Source organism: Vibrio sp. D3, assembly GCF_043995865.1.
GTDB classification, from domain to species: Bacteria; Pseudomonadota; Gammaproteobacteria; order Enterobacterales; family Vibrionaceae; genus Vibrio; species Vibrio diabolicus.
This window is the reverse complement of the sequence record NZ_CP171887.1, coordinates 3,239,217-3,256,524: the sequence shown is the minus strand read 5'-3', so window position 1 is coordinate 3,256,524 and position 17,308 is coordinate 3,239,217. Positions and strand designations below refer to the sequence as shown.

20 protein-coding genes are annotated in these 17,308 nt (G+C 46.2%); all 20 read left to right on the top strand.

Annotated features, from left to right (window positions below):
- Window positions 1-412 precede the first annotated feature (412 nt).
- The 20 genes from ACHFJ9_RS23150 to atpG all read left to right on the top strand — a co-directional run bounded on the left by ACHFJ9_RS23150 (window position 413) and on the right by atpG (window position 17,273).
- The gene (locus tag ACHFJ9_RS23150; RefSeq protein ID WP_005378831.1) at window positions 413-1,159 is read left to right on the top strand and encodes an amino acid ABC transporter substrate-binding protein; all 747 of its coding nucleotides are present in this window, start codon (window positions 413-415) and stop codon (window positions 1,157-1,159) included.
- Window positions 1,160-1,273: 114 nt separating this feature from the next.
- Entirely contained in the window at window positions 1,274-1,945 is a 672-nt protein-coding gene (locus tag ACHFJ9_RS23145; protein WP_005378829.1) for an amino acid ABC transporter permease, read from the top strand.
- Window positions 1,942-2,679, top strand: coding sequence for an amino acid ABC transporter ATP-binding protein (locus ACHFJ9_RS23140; RefSeq protein ID WP_005378827.1), 738 nt, complete (start codon window positions 1,942-1,944; stop codon window positions 2,677-2,679). Before ACHFJ9_RS23145 ends, ACHFJ9_RS23140 begins: the two co-directional genes overlap by 4 nt.
- A 242-nt stretch (window positions 2,680-2,921) precedes the next feature.
- Window positions 2,922-3,056 carry a 50S ribosomal protein L34 gene (gene rpmH, locus ACHFJ9_RS23135; protein ID WP_005378825.1) on the top strand — a complete coding sequence of 45 codons (135 nt, stop codon included), beginning with the start codon at window positions 2,922-2,924 and terminating at the stop codon, window positions 3,054-3,056.
- A gap of 46 nt (window positions 3,057-3,102) precedes the next feature.
- Window positions 3,103-3,426, top strand: coding sequence for a ribonuclease P protein component (gene rnpA / locus ACHFJ9_RS23130; protein WP_005394102.1), 324 nt, complete (start codon window positions 3,103-3,105; stop codon window positions 3,424-3,426).
- Window positions 3,393-3,650, top strand: coding sequence for a membrane protein insertion efficiency factor YidD (gene yidD / locus ACHFJ9_RS23125; RefSeq protein ID WP_005378822.1), 258 nt, complete (start codon window positions 3,393-3,395; stop codon window positions 3,648-3,650). Before rnpA ends, yidD begins: the two co-directional genes overlap by 34 nt.
- A 2-nt stretch (window positions 3,651-3,652) precedes the next feature.
- Window positions 3,653-5,275: a membrane protein insertase YidC gene (yidC, locus tag ACHFJ9_RS23120; protein WP_005394100.1), complete on the top strand. Its 1,623-nt coding sequence runs from the start codon at window positions 3,653-3,655 to the stop codon at window positions 5,273-5,275.
- A 130-nt stretch (window positions 5,276-5,405) separates the two neighbouring features.
- Window positions 5,406-6,767: a tRNA uridine-5-carboxymethylaminomethyl(34) synthesis GTPase MnmE gene (gene mnmE / locus ACHFJ9_RS23115; protein WP_104969982.1), complete on the top strand. Its 1,362-nt coding sequence runs from the start codon at window positions 5,406-5,408 to the stop codon at window positions 6,765-6,767.
- A 100-nt stretch (window positions 6,768-6,867) separates the two neighbouring features.
- Window positions 6,868-7,302, top strand: coding sequence for an FMN-binding protein MioC (gene mioC, locus ACHFJ9_RS23110; RefSeq protein ID WP_005394096.1), 435 nt, complete (start codon window positions 6,868-6,870; stop codon window positions 7,300-7,302).
- A gap of 477 nt (window positions 7,303-7,779) precedes the next feature.
- Window positions 7,780-9,675 (top strand): tRNA uridine-5-carboxymethylaminomethyl(34) synthesis enzyme MnmG, encoded by a 1,896-nt coding sequence (gene mnmG, locus ACHFJ9_RS23105; protein WP_395356425.1) that lies wholly within the window; start codon window positions 7,780-7,782, stop codon window positions 9,673-9,675.
- A gap of 1 nt (window position 9,676) precedes the next feature.
- Complete coding sequence (rsmG, locus tag ACHFJ9_RS23100) at window positions 9,677-10,312, top strand: 16S rRNA (guanine(527)-N(7))-methyltransferase RsmG (protein WP_258507641.1); 636 nt, start codon at window positions 9,677-9,679, stop codon at window positions 10,310-10,312.
- 10 nt (window positions 10,313-10,322) lie between these two features.
- Entirely contained in the window at window positions 10,323-11,096 is a 774-nt protein-coding gene (locus tag ACHFJ9_RS23095; protein ID WP_005383838.1) for a ParA family protein, read from the top strand.
- 24 nt (window positions 11,097-11,120) lie between these two features.
- Window positions 11,121-12,002 carry a ParB/RepB/Spo0J family partition protein gene (locus ACHFJ9_RS23090; protein WP_046874588.1) on the top strand — a complete coding sequence of 294 codons (882 nt, stop codon included), beginning with the start codon at window positions 11,121-11,123 and terminating at the stop codon, window positions 12,000-12,002.
- Window positions 12,003-12,191: 189 nt separating this feature from the next.
- Window positions 12,192-12,581, top strand: a complete 390-nt coding sequence (locus ACHFJ9_RS23085) for a F0F1 ATP synthase subunit I (RefSeq protein ID WP_005378921.1) — start codon at window positions 12,192-12,194, stop codon at window positions 12,579-12,581.
- An 8-nt stretch (window positions 12,582-12,589) separates the two neighbouring features.
- A complete protein-coding gene (gene atpB, locus ACHFJ9_RS23080; RefSeq protein WP_005378922.1) occupies window positions 12,590-13,402 on the top strand; it encodes a F0F1 ATP synthase subunit A in 813 nt (270 codons plus the stop codon).
- 57 nt (window positions 13,403-13,459) lie between these two features.
- Window positions 13,460-13,714, top strand: coding sequence for a F0F1 ATP synthase subunit C (gene atpE, locus ACHFJ9_RS23075; RefSeq protein ID WP_002540812.1), 255 nt, complete (start codon window positions 13,460-13,462; stop codon window positions 13,712-13,714).
- A gap of 74 nt (window positions 13,715-13,788) precedes the next feature.
- Window positions 13,789-14,259, top strand: coding sequence for a F0F1 ATP synthase subunit B (gene atpF, locus ACHFJ9_RS23070; RefSeq protein WP_031780375.1), 471 nt, complete (start codon window positions 13,789-13,791; stop codon window positions 14,257-14,259).
- 14 nt (window positions 14,260-14,273) lie between these two features.
- A complete protein-coding gene (atpH, locus tag ACHFJ9_RS23065) occupies window positions 14,274-14,807 on the top strand; it encodes a F0F1 ATP synthase subunit delta (protein ID WP_005394085.1) in 534 nt (177 codons plus the stop codon).
- A gap of 13 nt (window positions 14,808-14,820) precedes the next feature.
- Window positions 14,821-16,362, top strand: a complete 1,542-nt coding sequence (gene atpA / locus ACHFJ9_RS23060) for a F0F1 ATP synthase subunit alpha (RefSeq protein ID WP_005394084.1) — start codon at window positions 14,821-14,823, stop codon at window positions 16,360-16,362.
- A 44-nt stretch (window positions 16,363-16,406) separates the two neighbouring features.
- Entirely contained in the window at window positions 16,407-17,273 is an 867-nt protein-coding gene (gene atpG, locus ACHFJ9_RS23055) for a F0F1 ATP synthase subunit gamma (RefSeq protein ID WP_150916029.1), read from the top strand.
- Window positions 17,274-17,308 lie beyond the last annotated feature (35 nt).

The window sequence follows — 17,308 nt, the reverse complement described above, 5'->3', positions numbered from 1 at the left end:
GGTGCCCCCACTGAGTAATTGAATTATCGGAAAAGACTGGCAATTTTACCTGTTGATAACCAAGATCGCCAGCGATTGATCGACGATCCAGTGAATAAGATCCAAGTTATTCACAATTATTTCTGCAAACTTGATGAGATCAACACACCTTGCCCCAAATTTGCCCACACAACGATCCACAATTGGGCAAAATTCACAAGATCGAGCGATTGGTGATAAGTCTGTGTATTATTTTATTCCCAATGCTGATTTTGTCGATCATTTCGCTAGGTTCAGTTCGTATTTTCGTCACATGTAACATTCTTCTTCTATTATCTAATAACTCACAGGTCTAGGTTATTGCTCTTGGTTATTTATTTAATTGAGCTAACTAACAGTAGTATTTCCAACCATAAAATTATGGAGATGTATTATGAAAAACTGGATTAAGGTTGCCGTTGCAGCCATTGCACTGTCGGCAGCAACCGTACAAGCCGCTACTGAAGTCAAAGTTGGTATGTCAGGTCGCTACTTCCCGTTTACTTTTGTAAAGCAAGACAAGCTACAAGGCTTTGAAGTCGACATGTGGGATGAAATCGGTAAACGTAACGATTACAAAATCGAATACGTAACAGCCAACTTCTCTGGTTTATTTGGTCTTTTAGAAACCGGTCGTATCGATACGATCTCCAACCAAATCACCATGACTGATGAGCGTAAAGCTAAATACCTATTTGCTGACCCTTACGTTGTAGATGGCGCACAAATTACCGTGCGTAAAGGCAACGACAGCATCAAAGGTGTTGACGATCTTGCGGGCAAAACCGTTGCGGTGAACCTAGGCTCTAACTTTGAGCAACTGCTGCGTCAATACGACAAAGACGGCAAGATCAACATTAAAACGTACGACACAGGTATCGAACATGACGTGGCGCTCGGTCGTGCAGACGCGTTTGTAATGGATCGTCTTTCTGCGTTAGAGCTGATTAAGAAAACTGGCCTTCCTCTGGAATTGGCAGGAGAACCGTTTGAGACCATTCAAAACGCATGGCCTTTCGTTGACAACGAGAAAGGTCGTAAGCTGCAAGAAGAAGTAAACAAAGCACTGGCTGAGATGCGCGCAGATGGTACAGTAGAGAAAATTTCCGTGAAGTGGTTTGGCGCTGACATCACGAAATAAGAACTCTTTGTACTTTAGGCCGCAAAGTGGTATCACTCTCGGACTAAAATAAACTTACGTAAAGGTGGAACTTGTTTTCCACCTTTTCTTTTCTCTAGCCTTTAGGTAAGCCGTATGGGATTTGACTTTAATTACATGTTGGAACTGCTGCCGATATTGCTGAAATATCTTGGCACTACCATGGAAATGGCGACGTGGGGATTGGTGTTTTCACTGATTTTATCCGTCATCTTAGCCAATATTCGCGTATTTAAACTGCCAGTTCTGGATCAATTAAGCCAACTGTACATCAGCTTCTTCCGTGGCACCCCACTCTTAGTTCAGCTTTTCCTGCTTTATTATGGCTTACCACAAATCTTCCCATTGATGGTGGGTATTGATGCCTTCTCAGCAGCGGTGATCGGTTTAACGCTGCACTTTGCCGCTTATATGGCGGAAAGTATTCGTGCCGCCATTATTGGTATTGATCGCAGCCAAATGGAAGCGAGCTTATCGGTCGGTATGACGACATCCCAAGCAATGCGCCGAGTGATTTTACCTCAAGCAACGCGTGTCGCACTGCCTTCATTGATGAACTATTTCATCGATATGATCAAGTCAACGTCTCTCGCTTTCACGCTTGGTGTGGCCGAAATCATGGCGAAAGCACAGATGGAAGCCTCATCAAGTTTCCGTTTCTTTGAAGCTTTCCTTGCGGTTGCTCTTATTTACTGGGGCGTGGTGGTGATTCTGACTCGCGTACAAATCTGGGCAGAAGCAAAACTGAATAAGGCGTACGTACGATGATTAAGTTAGAAAATATTCACAAACGTTTTGGTGAGACTGAAGTGCTGAAAGGCATCGACCTCGATATTAAGCAAGGTGAGATCATCGTGATTATCGGCTCAAGTGGCACGGGTAAATCAACCTTGCTGCGTACGGTGAACTTTCTAGAACAAGCAGATGAAGGTCGTATCACGATAGATGACATCTCCGTTGATACTCAAAAACACACTAAAGCCGAAGTATTAGCGCTGCGTCGTCGAACTGGCTTTGTGTTCCAAAACTATGCCCTGTTTGCCCACATGAATGCGCGCCAGAACATTGCCGAAGGTCTAGTGACCGTTCGAGGCTGGAAAAAAGCCGATGCTCTCAAACGAGCACAACAAATTCTGGATGACATCGGCCTTGGGGATAAAGGCGATAGTTATCCAGCGGCATTATCTGGCGGCCAACAACAACGTGTGGGTATCGGCCGAGCGATGGCGCTGCAACCAGAACTGCTGTTATTTGACGAACCAACTTCTGCGCTGGATCCTGAATGGGTCGGTGAAGTTCTCTCATTAATGAAGAAGTTAGCTAATCAGCATCAAACCATGCTGGTGGTGACGCACGAGATGCAATTCGCGAAAGAAGTCGCTGATAGAGTGATCTTCATGGCGGAAGGCAATATCGTTGAGCAAGGTTCTCCACAGGATATCTTCGATAATCCACAAGATCCTCGTTTGAAAAAATTCCTTAACCAAGTAGGAATAGAGTAACGATCAAGCATCAGGATCGATTGATCCTTGAGATTTTACTCACACTACGTATAATCGCCCGGCCGGAATTTCGTACTCATTGAGTCATTGACACATTATGTGAGTGTGATTACAATTCCGCCTCTTTGTTGAGAGGCGTCGGTTGTCCTTCTCTATATAAAGAGCTTCTTTATATAAGAAAGCAAATACCCACGCCGGGTTTAACAAGAACCTAAAACTACTGATCAGTAAAGGTAATTATCATGAAACGCACTTTTCAACCTACAGTTCTAAAGCGCAAGCGTACTCACGGCTTCCGTGCTCGCATGGCAACTAAGAACGGTCGTAAAGTTATCAACGCACGTCGTGCAAAAGGCCGTGCGCGCCTATCAAAATAATCGCTAGTTTATTTTGAACACGTACGCGTTTAATCGGGAGTTACGTTTGTTAACTCCCGAGCATTATCAAAACGTCTTCCAGCAAGCTCATCGAGCTGGCTCGCCTCATTTCACCATCATTGCTCGCAATAACAAACTTTCTCATCCACGATTAGGTTTAGCGGTTCCAAAAAAGCAAATCAAAACGGCTGTCGGTCGTAACCGATTTAAGCGTTTGGCTCGTGAAAGCTTTCGTAACAATCAACATCAGCTTCCAAACAAAGATTTTGTTGTGATTGCGAAGAAAAGCGCGCAAGATTTAAGCAATGAGGAAATTTTTAAGTTGTTTGATAAGCTATGGCAACGCCTGTCTCGCCCTTCACGTGGATAGCCATTGGGCTCGTTTATCTGTATCGCTGGTTTATCAGCCCTTTGATTGGTCCTCGTTGCCGGTTCACACCAACTTGTTCCACTTACGCGCTAGAAGCTTTGAGAGCTCACGGTTTTGTAAAAGGATGTTGGTTATCAGGCAAACGTCTATTAAAATGCCACCCTTTGAATGAAGGGGGGTATGACCCCGTTCCACCAGTCCAAAAACAAGACAGAGATAACTAACGATGGATTCTCAACGTAATATCCTGCTCATCGGTTTGGCCCTGGTTTCTTTTTTGCTGTTTCAACAATGGCAAGTTGCAAAGAATCCAGAACCTCAAGCAGTTGAACAGGCTCAATCAAGCAGCACTCTACCTGCACCATCTTTTGCTGATGAACTTGACCCAGTTCCTGGCCAACAGCAAGCTTCTGCAAAAACTATCACAGTAACGACTGATGTTTTAACTCTGTCGATCGACACCGTTGGTGGCGATGTGGTACATGCCAACCTTAACGAATACTCTGCTGAGTTAGATTCATCAGATTCCTTTGTTCTGCTTAAAGACGCTCAAGGTCACCAATTTATCGCTCAAAGCGGTCTAGTGGGTCCTCAAGGTATCGACTTGAGCAGCACAAATCGTCCTCACTACAACGTAAGTGCAGACAGCTTCACTCTAGCTGACGGTCAAGATGAACTTCGCGTTCCGATGACATTCACTGCAAACGGCATCGAATACACCAAAACTTACATCTTTAAACGCGGCAGCTACGCGCTTAATGTTGAATACGATGTAGTGAACAACTCAGGCAATAACGCAACATTTGGTATGTACGCTCACCTACGTCAAAACCTAATGGACGATGGTGGTAGCATCACAATGCCTACTTACCGTGGTGGCGCATACTCAACAGAAGATACGCGTTACAAGAAGTACAGCTTTGATGATATGCAGGATCGCAACCTGTCTCTAAACCTAGCCGATGGCCAAGGTTGGGCAGCAATGATTCAGCACTACTTTGCCGCAGCTTGGATCCCACGTAACGAACCAGGTACTAACCTATACACTCGTGTAATTGGCAACCTAGGCGACATCGGCGTTCGTATGCCGAACAAAACTATCGCAACAGGCGATCAGGCTAAGTTTGAAGCAACACTTTGGGTTGGTCCAAAACTGCAAGATGAAATGGCAGAAGTGGCACCTAACCTAGACCTAGTAGTGGACTACGGCTGGTTATGGTTCATTGCGAAGCCTCTTCATATGTTGCTTTCATTCATCCAGAGCTTTGTTGGTAACTGGGGTGTGGCAATCATCTGTCTGACCTTCATCGTTCGTGGTGCAATGTACCCACTAACAAAAGCGCAATACACGTCTATGGCGAAAATGCGTATGCTACAGCCTAAGCTGCAAGCAATGCGTGAGCGTATCGGTGATGACCGTCAGCGCATGAGCCAAGAAATGATGGAACTGTACAAGAAAGAGAAAGTGAACCCACTAGGTGGCTGTTTACCTCTTATCCTACAGATGCCTATCTTCATCGCGCTTTACTGGGCACTAATGGAATCGGTAGAGCTTCGTCACTCACCATTCTTTGGTTGGATTCACGACTTGTCAGCGCAGGACCCTTACTACATCCTGCCGCTATTGATGGGTGCGTCTATGTTCCTAATCCAGAAGATGAGCCCGACAACGGTAACGGATCCAATGCAGCAGAAGATCATGACCTTTATGCCGGTTATGTTTACCTTCTTCTTCTTGTTCTTCCCATCAGGCCTCGTTCTGTACTGGTTGGTGTCGAACATCGTAACGCTTATCCAGCAAACTCTGATCTACAAAGGGTTAGAGAAAAAAGGCTTACACAGCAAGTAACCTTTTCGGAAATGATTGAGAAAGGCGGCCAAAAGGTCGCCTTTTTGTTTTTGGCTGATTACAATTCAGCTAATTAATTGTGATGGCTCCCTAGGTATCTTCCCTATAGCCCAGCTCAAAAGGCAAAATTATGACTACAGATACGATTGTCGCTCAAGCGACCGCGCCTGGTCGTGGCGGTGTCGGTATTATTCGAGTTTCTGGCCCTAAAGCCAACCAAGTGGCGTTAGAAGTCACGGGTAAAACACTAAAGCCCCGCTACGCAGAGTACCTGCCGTTTAAGTCAGAAGATGGCACTGTGCTTGATCAGGGCATCGCTCTGTACTTCCCTAACCCGCACTCATTTACAGGTGAAGACGTACTTGAGCTGCAAGGCCATGGCGGCCCCGTCGTGATGGATATGCTGATAAAACGCATTCTAGGTATTAATGGTATTCGAGCAGCTCGCCCTGGTGAGTTCTCTGAACGCGCGTTCCTGAACGATAAACTCGACCTCGCTCAAGCAGAAGCAATTGCAGACCTCATTGATGCAAGTTCTGAAGAAGCAGCAAAATCGGCGCTGCAATCCTTACAGGGCGCCTTTTCAGGGCGCATTAATACCTTAGTTGAGTCGCTGATTCATTTGCGTATCTATGTTGAGGCAGCCATCGACTTCCCAGAAGAAGAGATCGACTTTCTGGCCGACGGCAAAGTGGCTGGTGACCTACAAGCCATCATCGACAACCTAGATGCGGTGCGCAAAGAAGCCAACCAAGGCGCAATCATGCGTGAAGGGATGAAAGTCGTGATTGCTGGTCGTCCAAATGCGGGCAAATCAAGCCTACTGAACGCGCTATCAGGCAAAGAGTCTGCAATCGTAACCGACATCGCAGGTACCACGCGTGACGTCTTGCGTGAGCATATCCACATTGATGGTATGCCACTGCACATCATTGATACAGCAGGTCTGCGTGATGCCTCCGACGAAGTCGAGAAAATCGGTATCGAGCGCGCGTGGGATGAAATCGCTCAAGCAGACCGCGTCTTGTTCATGGTGGATGGCACCACAACCGATGCCACCGATCCGAAAGATATCTGGCCAGACTTTGTGGATCGCCTACCCGACAATATCGGCATAACCGTGATCCGAAACAAAGCGGATCAAACGGGTGAAGAAATGGGGATCTGCCACGTCAATAACCCTACCCTCATCCGCTTGTCAGCGAAAACTGGTGCAGGGGTTGAAGCTCTGCGTGAACACCTCAAAGAATGCATGGGCTTCTCTGGCAACAGTGAAGGTGGCTTTATGGCTCGTCGCCGTCACCTCGATGCGTTGGAGCGCGCCGCACAGCACCTTCAAATAGGCCAGGAACAGCTTGAAGGCTATATGGCTGGTGAGATACTGGCAGAAGAGCTACGCATCACCCAACAGCATCTCAACGAGATTACCGGCGAGTTCAGTTCTGACGACTTACTGGGCCGAATCTTCTCTTCATTCTGTATCGGGAAGTAAATAATCGAACGCGCGGTGCTGAGCTTAACTCACACCGCGTTTCTTTTTGTACGGCAAGCCATCCATGAGCTTTAGCCGTCGCATTCAATAAGGAAGAAGTATGATCCACATTATTACAGGCAGCACGCTAGGTGGCGCAGAATACGTAGGGGATCACCTGAGTGATCTACTCAACGAGAATGGATTTGAAACAACGATCCACAACCAACCGTCCCTCGATGAGATCGAAAATCAAGGAACGTGGTTGGTGATCACCTCAACCCATGGGGCTGGTGAGTACCCTGACAATATTCAACCTTTTATCGCGGCATTACAAAATACCCCGCCGAAAATGACCGACGTAAAGTTCGCAGTGATTGCGATTGGTGATTCAAGCTATGATACGTTCTGCGCCGCTGGTCAACACGCTTATGATTTACTAGAGGACATTGGCGCCACACCGCTCGCTGATTGTCTTAAGATTGATGTACTGAGCCATGCTGTACCCGAAGACGCCGCAGAGGCATGGTTAAAAGAGAATATCGAACGCTTTTAAGCTCCCCGCTTTCCATTCAACAGAGTCGAAATTCGGCTCTGCTTTCCCCAATGTGAATAACTCCCGTCAAATTATTTTGTTTAACTGCTCAAAAACCAACCAAACGAACTGTGGATAACTACGATAAGATCCAGTGATTTTCCTTTAGTTATCCCAATAACAACTTTGATCAATTTTAACCCCTGTGTATAACTACCACTTTTGATCCCAGGTAATCCTCGATCTGATCCAATCATGATCACAAGATATGATCCAAAGAAGATCCATGATCTTGTTGATCATTTTTAGGTTATCCACAGAAACGGTCGATCCTAATAGTAGATCTAATAAAAGATCATATATATAGATCTTATATATATTTATCTTGAAGCTTAAAACGGATAAAACGAGAAAACGTTTTTCTCTGTGGCATAAAGCAGGTAAAATACTGCTCCTTTATCTGTCCATTAAATCCCTTTGAATACCTGAGGTCAGTTCATGCTTTATCACGAAAACTTTGACGTCATTGTTGTCGGTGGCGGACACGCAGGAACGGAAGCCGCGCTCGCATCTGCACGCACAGGACAAAAAACGCTTCTCCTTACCCATAACATTGATACATTAGGCCAGATGTCTTGTAACCCGGCGATTGGTGGTATTGGTAAAGGTCACTTAGTAAAAGAAGTGGATGCTATGGGCGGTTTGATGGCTGAAGCCATCGACCATGCAGGTATTCAATTCCGTACGCTAAATGCCTCCAAAGGTCCTGCAGTTCGAGCGACTCGAGCTCAAGCGGATCGTGCTCTGTACAAAGCGTACGTCCGTAACGCATTAGAAAATGCACCTAACTTAACGCTGTTCCAGCAGTCAGTGGATGATCTGATTGTTGAGCAAGACCGCGCGGTTGGCGTGGTGACTCAAATGGGACTTCGCTTCCATGCGAAAGCCGTCGTACTAACGGTAGGTACGTTCCTTGGTGGTAAGATCCACATTGGCATGGAGAGCTCTTCAGGCGGACGTGCAGGGGATCCACCGTCGATCGCATTAGCGGATCGATTACGTGAGCTGCCATTCCGTGTGGATCGTTTAAAAACGGGTACCCCACCGCGCATTGATGCTCGCACTGTTGATTTTTCAGTGCTTGAAGCTCAGCACGGTGATAACCCTACCCCTGTATTTTCATTCATGGGTAAACGCGAACAACACCCGCGTCAGATCCCATGTTTTATTACGCACACCAATGAGCAAACGCACGATATGATCCGTAACAACTTGGATCGCAGTCCGATGTACGCGGGTGTGATTGAAGGCATTGGTCCGCGTTACTGCCCGTCGATTGAAGACAAAGTGATGCGTTTTGCGGATAAAAATAGCCACCAAATCTTCATTGAGCCAGAAGGTTTAACGACGCACGAGCTATACCCTAACGGTATCTCGACTAGCTTACCATTTGATGTGCAAGTACAAATCGTTCGCTCAATGAAAGGTTTTGAAAATGCGCATATCGTTCGTCCTGGTTATGCGATTGAATACGATTTCTTCGATCCACGTGATTTGAAGCAAACGTACGAAACCAAGTTTATTCATGGTCTGTTCTTTGCTGGTCAGATTAATGGTACGACTGGCTACGAAGAAGCCGCAGCGCAAGGCTTGATGGCCGGTCTAAACGCAAGCTTGTACAGCCAAGACAAAGAAGGCTGGAGCCCACGTCGTGACCAAGCTTACATGGGCGTATTGATTGATGATTTATCGACCATGGGTACCAAAGAACCGTACCGCATGTTCACTTCTCGTGCGGAATACCGCTTGTTGCTACGTGAAGATAACGCCGATTTACGTTTAACGGAAAAAGCACGCGAGTTAGGCTTGATTGACGATGTTCGTTGGGCTCGCTTTAACGAGAAACTCAATAACATGGAAACGGAACGTCAGCGTTTGAAATCAACGTGGATGAATCCGAAATCAGAAGGCGTGGATGAGCTGAACAAGCTGCTGAAAACCCCAATGGCACGTGAAGCGAGTGGTGAGGATCTTCTGCGTCGTCCAGAGATCACTTATTCGCAACTGACGCAACTTGAAGCGTTTGCTCCTGCACTTGAAGATCAGCAAGCGGCGGAGCAAGTTGAAATTCAAGTAAAATACGATGGTTACATCAAGCGTCAGCAGGAAGAGATCGAAAAATCATTGCGTCACGAAAATACCAAGTTACCTGCTGATTTGGATTACCGCGATGTAAAAGGTTTATCAAACGAAGTCGTTGCTAAATTGAGTGAGGCCAAACCAGAGAGCATCGGTATTGCATCGCGCATTTCTGGTATTACGCCTGCAGCAATCTCTATTCTTCTTGTTCACTTGAAAAAGCATGGTTTGCTGAAGAAAGGTGAGGAAGAATAAAATGAGCGCATTGCGAACAAAACTGGATTCACTGCTCGCGAAAACCGATTTAGAAGTGTCAGAGCAACAAAGAGAGCAATTGGTCGGTTACGTCGAACTGCTCGACAAGTGGAACAAAGCGTACAACTTAACGTCGGTGCGCGATCCGCTTGATATGTTAGTGAAACATATTCTTGATAGCATCGTGGTGAGCACACACCTGCCCGGTGAGCGCTTTATTGATGTTGGTACTGGTCCGGGCTTACCGGGCATACCTTTGGCAATCATGAACCCTGAGAAGACCTTCTTCTTGCTCGACAGTCTTGGCAAACGCATCCGTTTTATCAAGCAGGTCGTGCACACATTAGGGCTGAAAAACGTGACACCAATTCAAAGTCGCGTCGAAGAATTCCAACCTGAAGAAAAATTTGATGGCGTTTTGAGTCGAGCTTTTGCTTCAATGACAGACATGGTGGAATGGTGCCACCATTTGCCGAAACAAGAGCATGGGGTGTTTCTAGCGCTGAAAGGACAGCACCCTAAAGATGAAATGGATCAGCTTCCTGAATGGTGCAGTGTGACAGAGATCATATCTTTAGCTGTTCCTGAGTTGGAAGGTGATCGTCATCTAGTAATCTTATCGCGCAAGGAAAATTAGCGAGGTAATCGTGGGTAAAATTGTAGCAATCGCCAACCAGAAAGGTGGGGTCGGCAAAACAACAACGTGCATTAACTTAGCGGCTTCGATGGCGGCAACAAAGCGCAAGGTTTTGGTGATCGATCTCGACCCGCAAGGCAATGCTACGATGGCCAGTGGCGTGGATAAGTATATGGTCGATGCCACCGCATACGATCTTTTGGTCGAAGATACACCGTTCGATCAAGTTGTATGTACCCAAACCACAGGGAAGTATGATTTGATCGCGGCGAACGGTGACGTAACCGCGGCAGAGATCAAATTGATGGAAGTGTTCGCTCGCGAAGTGCGTTTAAAAAATGCATTGTCGTCAGTTCGCGATAACTATGATTTCATCTTTATTGATTGTCCTCCTTCTCTAAACCTTCTTACAATCAATGCGATGGCGGCAGCTGATTCTGTGCTGGTGCCGATGCAATGTGAATACTTTGCGTTAGAAGGTTTAACTGCTCTTATGGACACAATCAGCAAGTTAGCGGCTGTGGTTAATGAAAACCTCAAAATCGAAGGTTTACTGCGTACTATGTACGACCCGCGCAACCGCCTATCGAATGAAGTGTCCGATCAACTTAAAAAACACTTTGGCAATAAAGTTTACCGTACCGTCATTCCGCGTAATGTGCGTTTGGCCGAAGCGCCAAGTCACGGTAAACCAGCGATGTACTACGATAAGTACTCTGCAGGGGCCAAAGCGTATCTTGCTCTAGCGGGCGAAATGCTCCGCCGCGAAGAAATCCCAGTTTAACTCTAACCTAAGGAATTCAACCCCATGTCTAAGCGTGGTCTCGGAAAAGGACTGGATGCGTTATTGTCGACCAGTTCGTTTGCTCGTGAAAAACAGCATATTGCATCGCATAGCCAGGAATTATCGGCAGACGGTGAGTTAACCGATTTAGCGATTGGTCAATTGCAACCGGGCGTATACCAACCGCGTAAAGATATGGCGCCTGAAGCGCTAGAAGAATTAGCGGCTTCGATTCAGTCACAAGGCATTATTCAGCCAATCGTGGTTCGCCAGGTTGAAAGCGGCCAGTTTGAGATCATCGCAGGTGAGCGCCGCTGGCGTGCGGCAAGGCAGGCTGGTTTAAAACGCGTGCCGTGTTTGGTGAAGAAAGTCGAAGATCGCGCGGCGATTGCCATGGCGTTGATTGAGAACATTCAACGTGAAGACTTGAATGTGATTGAAGAAGCACAAGCGCTTGAGCGCTTACAAGACGAATTTACGCTTACGCATCAACAAGTCGCAGAGGTGATTGGTAAGTCGAGAACGACGGTCAGTAACTTGTTACGTTTAAACCAGCTTGAGTCCGATGTGAAAAGCTTGGTTGCGGATAAATTGCTAGAAATGGGTCATGCGCGAGCGCTATTGGCCTTGCAGGGTGAGAAGCAGGTTGAGGTTGCTCAACAAGTCGCGAAAAAGCAAATGACTGTTCGCCAAACCGAACAGTTAGTAAAAAAGTGCTTAGCCCCACAAAATGAGCAAAAAGGGCAACAAGAAGATACCGAAGCTGAGCAAATGTCGCATAAATTGAGTCAGCTGCTTGATGCAAAAGTTTCACTGACCCGTTCTGCAAACGGAAAAGCGAAATTGACGATAAGTATTGATGAGCCTCACAAATTGGACCAACTAATTGCCAAGCTTGAGGCCTAGATGAGATAATTGATTTAGGTCAATTAATCTAATTAATCGAATTTTGTGCGAAAGTTGTCGTTTTGTAAACAAAACTGTAAGTTTTTGATGCAATCGAATTGCTTTACGTTGAACTGAACGTATAATTTTCGCCAATTTCCCAGCACAGAGAGTTTAGTGCGAAGTGGATATTACTAGAGGTACGAATACATGGTAGCTGCGTTAGCTAGACCAGGACGAGAGCTCGCAAGGCAATTGTTAATGATCCAGTCTGGCGCGGTTATTTTTGTGGCAGCAGGAATGGCGGTAGCCATAAATCCTGACTGGGGATTTTCAGCGCTGATTGGCGGAGGCATTTTTGTTGTTGCCAATGCAGTATTCGCGCTGTGTGCTTTCATGTTTAGTGGGGCTCGCGCTGCCAAGCGCATCGCGGCTTCCTTCTATACGGGTGAAGTACTGAAAATTCTCATCACGGTTGCACTGTTCTATGTTGCCTACATGTATATGCAGGTGGAACTTGTTCCCCTCAAACTAACCTATTTGCTGGTACTAGGTATTAATATCTGTGCACCAGTGCTATTCATTAACAACAAAAAATAGGATGAGTTATGGCTGCGCCAGGTGAAGCGCTAACATCGTCCGGTTACATTGCCCACCACCTTTCTAACCTATCGCTGTATAAGTTGGGTTTAGTAGGGTCGGAGACAAGTTTCTGGAACGTACATATCGATAGCCTGTTTTTTTCTTGGTTTACTGGTTTAATCTTCCTCGGAATTTTTTACAAAGTAGCGAAGAGAACAACAGCGGGTGTACCGGGTAAGCTTCAGTGTGCTGTAGAAATGATCGTTGAATTTGTCGCCGATAACGTCAAAGACACGTTCCATGGACGCAACCCACTGATCGCGCCTTTAGCACTGACTATCTTTTGTTGGGTATTTTTGATGAACGTGATGGACTTAGTTCCTATCGACTTCTTACCGTACCCAGCAGAACATTGGCTAGGTATCCCTTACCTTAAGGTTGTACCGTCTGCTGATGTGAATATCACCATGGCTATGGCTCTAGGCGTTTTTGCATTGATGATTTACTACAGCATCAAAGTGAAAGGTCTAGGTGGATTCGCAAAAGAACTTGCACTACATCCATTCAATCACCCACTTATGATTCCGTTTAACCTACTGATTGAAGTGGTATCGCTACTGGCGAAACCTCTATCACTTGGTATGCGTCTATTCGGTAACATGTTCGCGGGTGAGGTTGTATTCATTCTTTGTGCGGCAATGCTACCATGGTACTTACAATGGATGGGTTCACTACCGTGGGCAATCTTCCATATCTTGGTTATTACGATTCAAGCCTTCGTATTCATGATGTTGACAATTGTTTACCTGTCAATGGCACACGAAGATCCTGATCATTAATTTTTTTAAAGCTTTTTATTTGGGCACTAAGCCAACAACTATAAATTGGAGATAGTAATGGAAACTTTACTGAGCTTTTCTGCAATCGCCGTAGGTATTATCGTCGGTCTTGCTTCTCTTGGTACAGCGATTGGTTTCGCACTGCTAGGTGGTAAATTCCTAGAAGGTGCTGCACGTCAACCAGAAATGGCTCCTATGCTACAAGTTAAGATGTTCATCATCGCGGGTCTACTTGATGCGGTTCCAATGATCGGTATCGTAATCGCGCTACTATTCACTTTCGCAAACCCATTCGTTGGTCAACTAGGTTAATCACCTTTAACTCGGGACGAGCGATTAGCGCTTGTCACTGATTAACACTAAGTCCAAATAGAGGGGTAGCTGTTGTGAACATAAACGCAACTCTGCTAGGTCAAGCAATCTCGTTTGCACTATTTGTGTGGTTCTGCATGAAGTATGTATGGCCACCATTGATGAAAGCGATCGAAGAGCGTCAGAAGAAAATTGCTGATGGCCTTCAAGCAGCAGAACGTGCTGCGAAAGACTTGGATCTAGCACAAGCCAACGCTTCTGATCAATTGAAAGAAGCGAAGCGCACAGCAACTGAGATCATCGAACAAGCGAACAAGCGCAAGTCTCAAATTCTTGATGAAGCTCGCGAGGAAGCTCAGGCAGAACGCCAGAAAATCCTAGCGCAAGCAGAAGCAGAACTTGAAGCTGAACGCAATCGTGCGCGCGATGACCTGCGCAAACAAGTTGCTACTCTGGCTGTAGCTGGTGCTGAGAAAATCCTTGAGCGTTCTATCGATAAAGATGCGCAAAAAGATATTCTCGACAACATTACTGCAAAACTTTAAGTCTGGGGGCGCATATGTCTGATTTGACTACTATCGCACGCCCCTATGCTAAAGCAGCCTTCGACTTTGCTTTAGAGAAAGACCAGTTGGACCAATGGGGCCAAATGTTATCTTTTGCTGCTGAAGTGGCCAAAAACGAACAAATGAACGAACTTCTAACCGGTTCGGTTTCTGCTGATAAAATGGCAGAGATTTTTGTTGCAGTTTGCGGCGAACAAGTTGATACGCACGGTCAAAACCTTTTGAAGGTGATGGCTGAGAATGGTCGTTTAGCGGCCCTTCCTGATGTTTGCACAGAGTTTTACACTCTGAAGAAAGAGCATGAGAAAGAAATCGATGTTGAAGTCATTTCAGCAACAGAACTTTCTGATGAGCAACTTGCAAACATTGGCAGCAAACTTGAAAAGCGTCTTGAACGCAAAGTGAAGCTGAATTGCAGTGTAGATGAGACCCTACTTGGTGGGGTTATTATTCGAGCCGGAGACCTAGTCATCGATGACTCAGCGCGTGGTCGTTTGAACCGCCTGAGCGATGCATTGCAGTCTTAATGGGGATTGGAGCATGCAACTTAATTCCACGGAAATTAGCGATCTAATCAAACAACGCATCGAATCTTTCGAAGTTGTTAGTGAAGCTCGCAACGAGGGTACTATCGTATCGGTAAGCGATGGTATCATCCGCATCCACGGCCTAGCGGACGTGATGCAAGGTGAAATGATTGAATTACCGGGTGGCCGTTATGCACTGGCACTTAACCTTGAGCGTGACTCGGTTGGTGCGGTTGTAATGGGCCCATATGCTGACCTTAAGGAAGGCATGAAAGTTACAGGTACTGGCCGCATTCTTGAAGTGCCAGTTGGTCCAGAACTACTAGGCCGCGTAGTAAACACGCTGGGTGAGCCTATCGATGGTAAAGGTCCAATCGAAGCGAAAATGACTTCGCCTGTAGAAGTGATCGCACCAGGTGTAATCGACCGTAAATCGGTAGACCAACCTGTGCAAACTGGTTATAAGTCAGTTGACTCAATGATCCCAATCGGTCGTGGTCAGCGTGAGCTTATTATCGGTGACCGTCAGATTGGTAAAACAGCACTGGCGATCGATGCGATCATCAACCAGAAAGACTCTGGTATTTTCTCTATCTACGTAGCAATTGGTCAGAAAGCATCGACTATCGCTAACGTAGTTCGCAAACTAGAAGAGCACGGCGCACTACAAAACACGATCGTTGTAGTTGCATCAGCTTCTGAATCTGCAGCGCTGCAATACCTAGCGCCATACGCAGGTTGTGCGATGGGTGAATACTTCCGCGATCGCGGTGAAGACGCACTGATTGTTTACGATGACCTATCTAAGCAAGCGGTAGCTTACCGTCAGATCTCTCTACTACTTAAACGTCCACCAGGCCGTGAGGCATTCCCAGGTGACGTATTCTATTTACACTCGCGTCTACTAGAGCGTGCAGCTCGTGTAAACGAAGAGTACGTAGAGCGTTTCACTAACGGTGAAGTGAAAGGTAAGACTGGTTCATTGACTGCTCTTCCTATCATCGAAACTCAAGCAGGTGACGTTTCAGCATTCGTACCGACTAACGTAATCTCGATTACCGATGGTCAGATCTTCCTACAAACTGAGCTATTCAACGCCGGTGTTCGTCCAGCGGTTGACCCAGGTATCTCAGTATCTCGTGTAGGTGGTTCAGCTCAGACGAAAATCATCAAGAAACTATCAGGTGGTATCCGTACAGCACTAGCTGCATACCGCGAACTAGCGGCATTTGCTCAGTTCTCTTCTGACCTTGATGAAGCAACGAAGAAACAGCTAGACCATGGTCAAAAAGTAACAGAACTAATGAAGCAGAAGCAGTACGCTCCAATGTCTGTATTTGACCAAGCTCTAACTATCTTCGCGGCAGAGCGCGGTTACCTTGATGATGTAGAACTTAACAAAGTTCTAGATTTCGAGGCGGCTCTACTATCGTACGCTCGCGGTCAATACGCTGAACTAGCAGCTGAGATCGACAAGTCTGGCGCTTACAACGATGAAATCGAAGCTCAGTTGAAGAAACTGACTGACGACTTCAAAGCAACCCAAACTTGGTAATTAGGTCGGTGGCAGTTTCTGCCACCAACTAACGGAGAGTAACGATGGCCGGCGCAAAAGAGATACGTAATAAAATCGGTAGTGTTAAAAGCACGCAGAAAATTACGAAAGCGATGGAAATGGTAGCAGCTTCAAAAATGCGTCGTTCTCAAGATGCAATGGAAGCTTCTCGTCCATACGCTGAAACAATGCGTAAAGTGATCGGTCATGTGGCTAACGCAAACCTAGAGTACCGTCATCCGTACCTAGAAGAGCGTGAAGCTAAACGTGTTGGTTACATCATCGTTTCGACAGACCGTGGTCTGTGTGGTGGTTTGAACATTAACGTGTTCAAAAAAGCCGTTACAGACATGCAAACATGGAGAGAGAAAGGTGCTGAGATTGAGCTTGCCGTTGTTGGCTCAAAAGCAACAGCTTTCTTTAAACATGGTGGCGCAAAAGTTGCGGCACAGGTTTCTGGCCTGGGTGATAACCCAAGCTTAGAAGACCTAATCGGTTCTGTTGGCGTAATGCTGAAGAAATACGATGAAGGTGAGCTGGACCGTCTATACGTAGTATTCAACAAGTTTGTTAATACTATGGTTCAGCAACCAACGATCGATCAATTGCTACCTTTGCCTAAATCGGACAGCGAAGAGATGCAGCGTGAGCACTCATGGGACTACATCTATGAGCCTGAGCCAAAACCTCTACTGGATACGCTACTAGTGCGTTACGTAGAGTCTCAGGTATACCAAGGTGTGGTTGAGAACCTTGCTTGTGAACAAGCGGCTCGAATGATTGCGATGAAGGCTGCAACGGATAACGCAACCAACTTGATTGACGATTTGGAACTTGTGTACAACAAAGCCCGTCAGGCTGCGATCACACAAGAACTATCGGAAATCGTTGGTGGTGCAGCTGCGGTTTAAGCTTAGGTAAAACGAAATAGTTTAGAGGATTAACG

Bases quoted from the DNA above. Each gene is read 5' to 3' on its own strand.
- atpH (WP_005394085.1), top strand. From the start codon at position 14,274: ATGTCTGATTTGACTACTATCGCACGCCCCTATGCTAAAGCAGCCTTC.
- atpE (WP_002540812.1), top strand. From the start codon at position 13,460: ATGGAAACTTTACTGAGCTTTTCTGCAATCGCCGTAGGTATTATCGTC.
- ACHFJ9_RS23085 (WP_005378921.1), top strand. From the start codon at position 12,192: ATGGTAGCTGCGTTAGCTAGACCAGGACGAGAGCTCGCAAGGCAATTG.
- ACHFJ9_RS23140 (WP_005378827.1), top strand. From the start codon at position 1,942: ATGATTAAGTTAGAAAATATTCACAAACGTTTTGGTGAGACTGAAGTG.
- atpB (WP_005378922.1), top strand. From the start codon at position 12,590: ATGGCTGCGCCAGGTGAAGCGCTAACATCGTCCGGTTACATTGCCCAC.
- atpA (WP_005394084.1), top strand. From the start codon at position 14,821: ATGCAACTTAATTCCACGGAAATTAGCGATCTAATCAAACAACGCATC.
- yidC (WP_005394100.1), top strand. From the start codon at position 3,653: ATGGATTCTCAACGTAATATCCTGCTCATCGGTTTGGCCCTGGTTTCT.
- rpmH (WP_005378825.1), top strand. From the start codon at position 2,922: ATGAAACGCACTTTTCAACCTACAGTTCTAAAGCGCAAGCGTACTCAC.
- ACHFJ9_RS23145 (WP_005378829.1), top strand. From the start codon at position 1,274: ATGGGATTTGACTTTAATTACATGTTGGAACTGCTGCCGATATTGCTG.
- yidD (WP_005378822.1), top strand. From the start codon at position 3,393: ATGGCAACGCCTGTCTCGCCCTTCACGTGGATAGCCATTGGGCTCGTT.
- mnmG (WP_395356425.1), top strand. From the start codon at position 7,780: ATGCTTTATCACGAAAACTTTGACGTCATTGTTGTCGGTGGCGGACAC.
- ACHFJ9_RS23150 (WP_005378831.1), top strand. From the start codon at position 413: ATGAAAAACTGGATTAAGGTTGCCGTTGCAGCCATTGCACTGTCGGCA.
- ACHFJ9_RS23090 (WP_046874588.1), top strand. From the start codon at position 11,121: ATGTCTAAGCGTGGTCTCGGAAAAGGACTGGATGCGTTATTGTCGACC.
- atpG (WP_150916029.1), top strand. From the start codon at position 16,407: ATGGCCGGCGCAAAAGAGATACGTAATAAAATCGGTAGTGTTAAAAGC.
- mioC (WP_005394096.1), top strand. From the start codon at position 6,868: ATGATCCACATTATTACAGGCAGCACGCTAGGTGGCGCAGAATACGTA.
- rsmG (WP_258507641.1), top strand. From the start codon at position 9,677: ATGAGCGCATTGCGAACAAAACTGGATTCACTGCTCGCGAAAACCGAT.
- mnmE (WP_104969982.1), top strand. From the start codon at position 5,406: ATGACTACAGATACGATTGTCGCTCAAGCGACCGCGCCTGGTCGTGGC.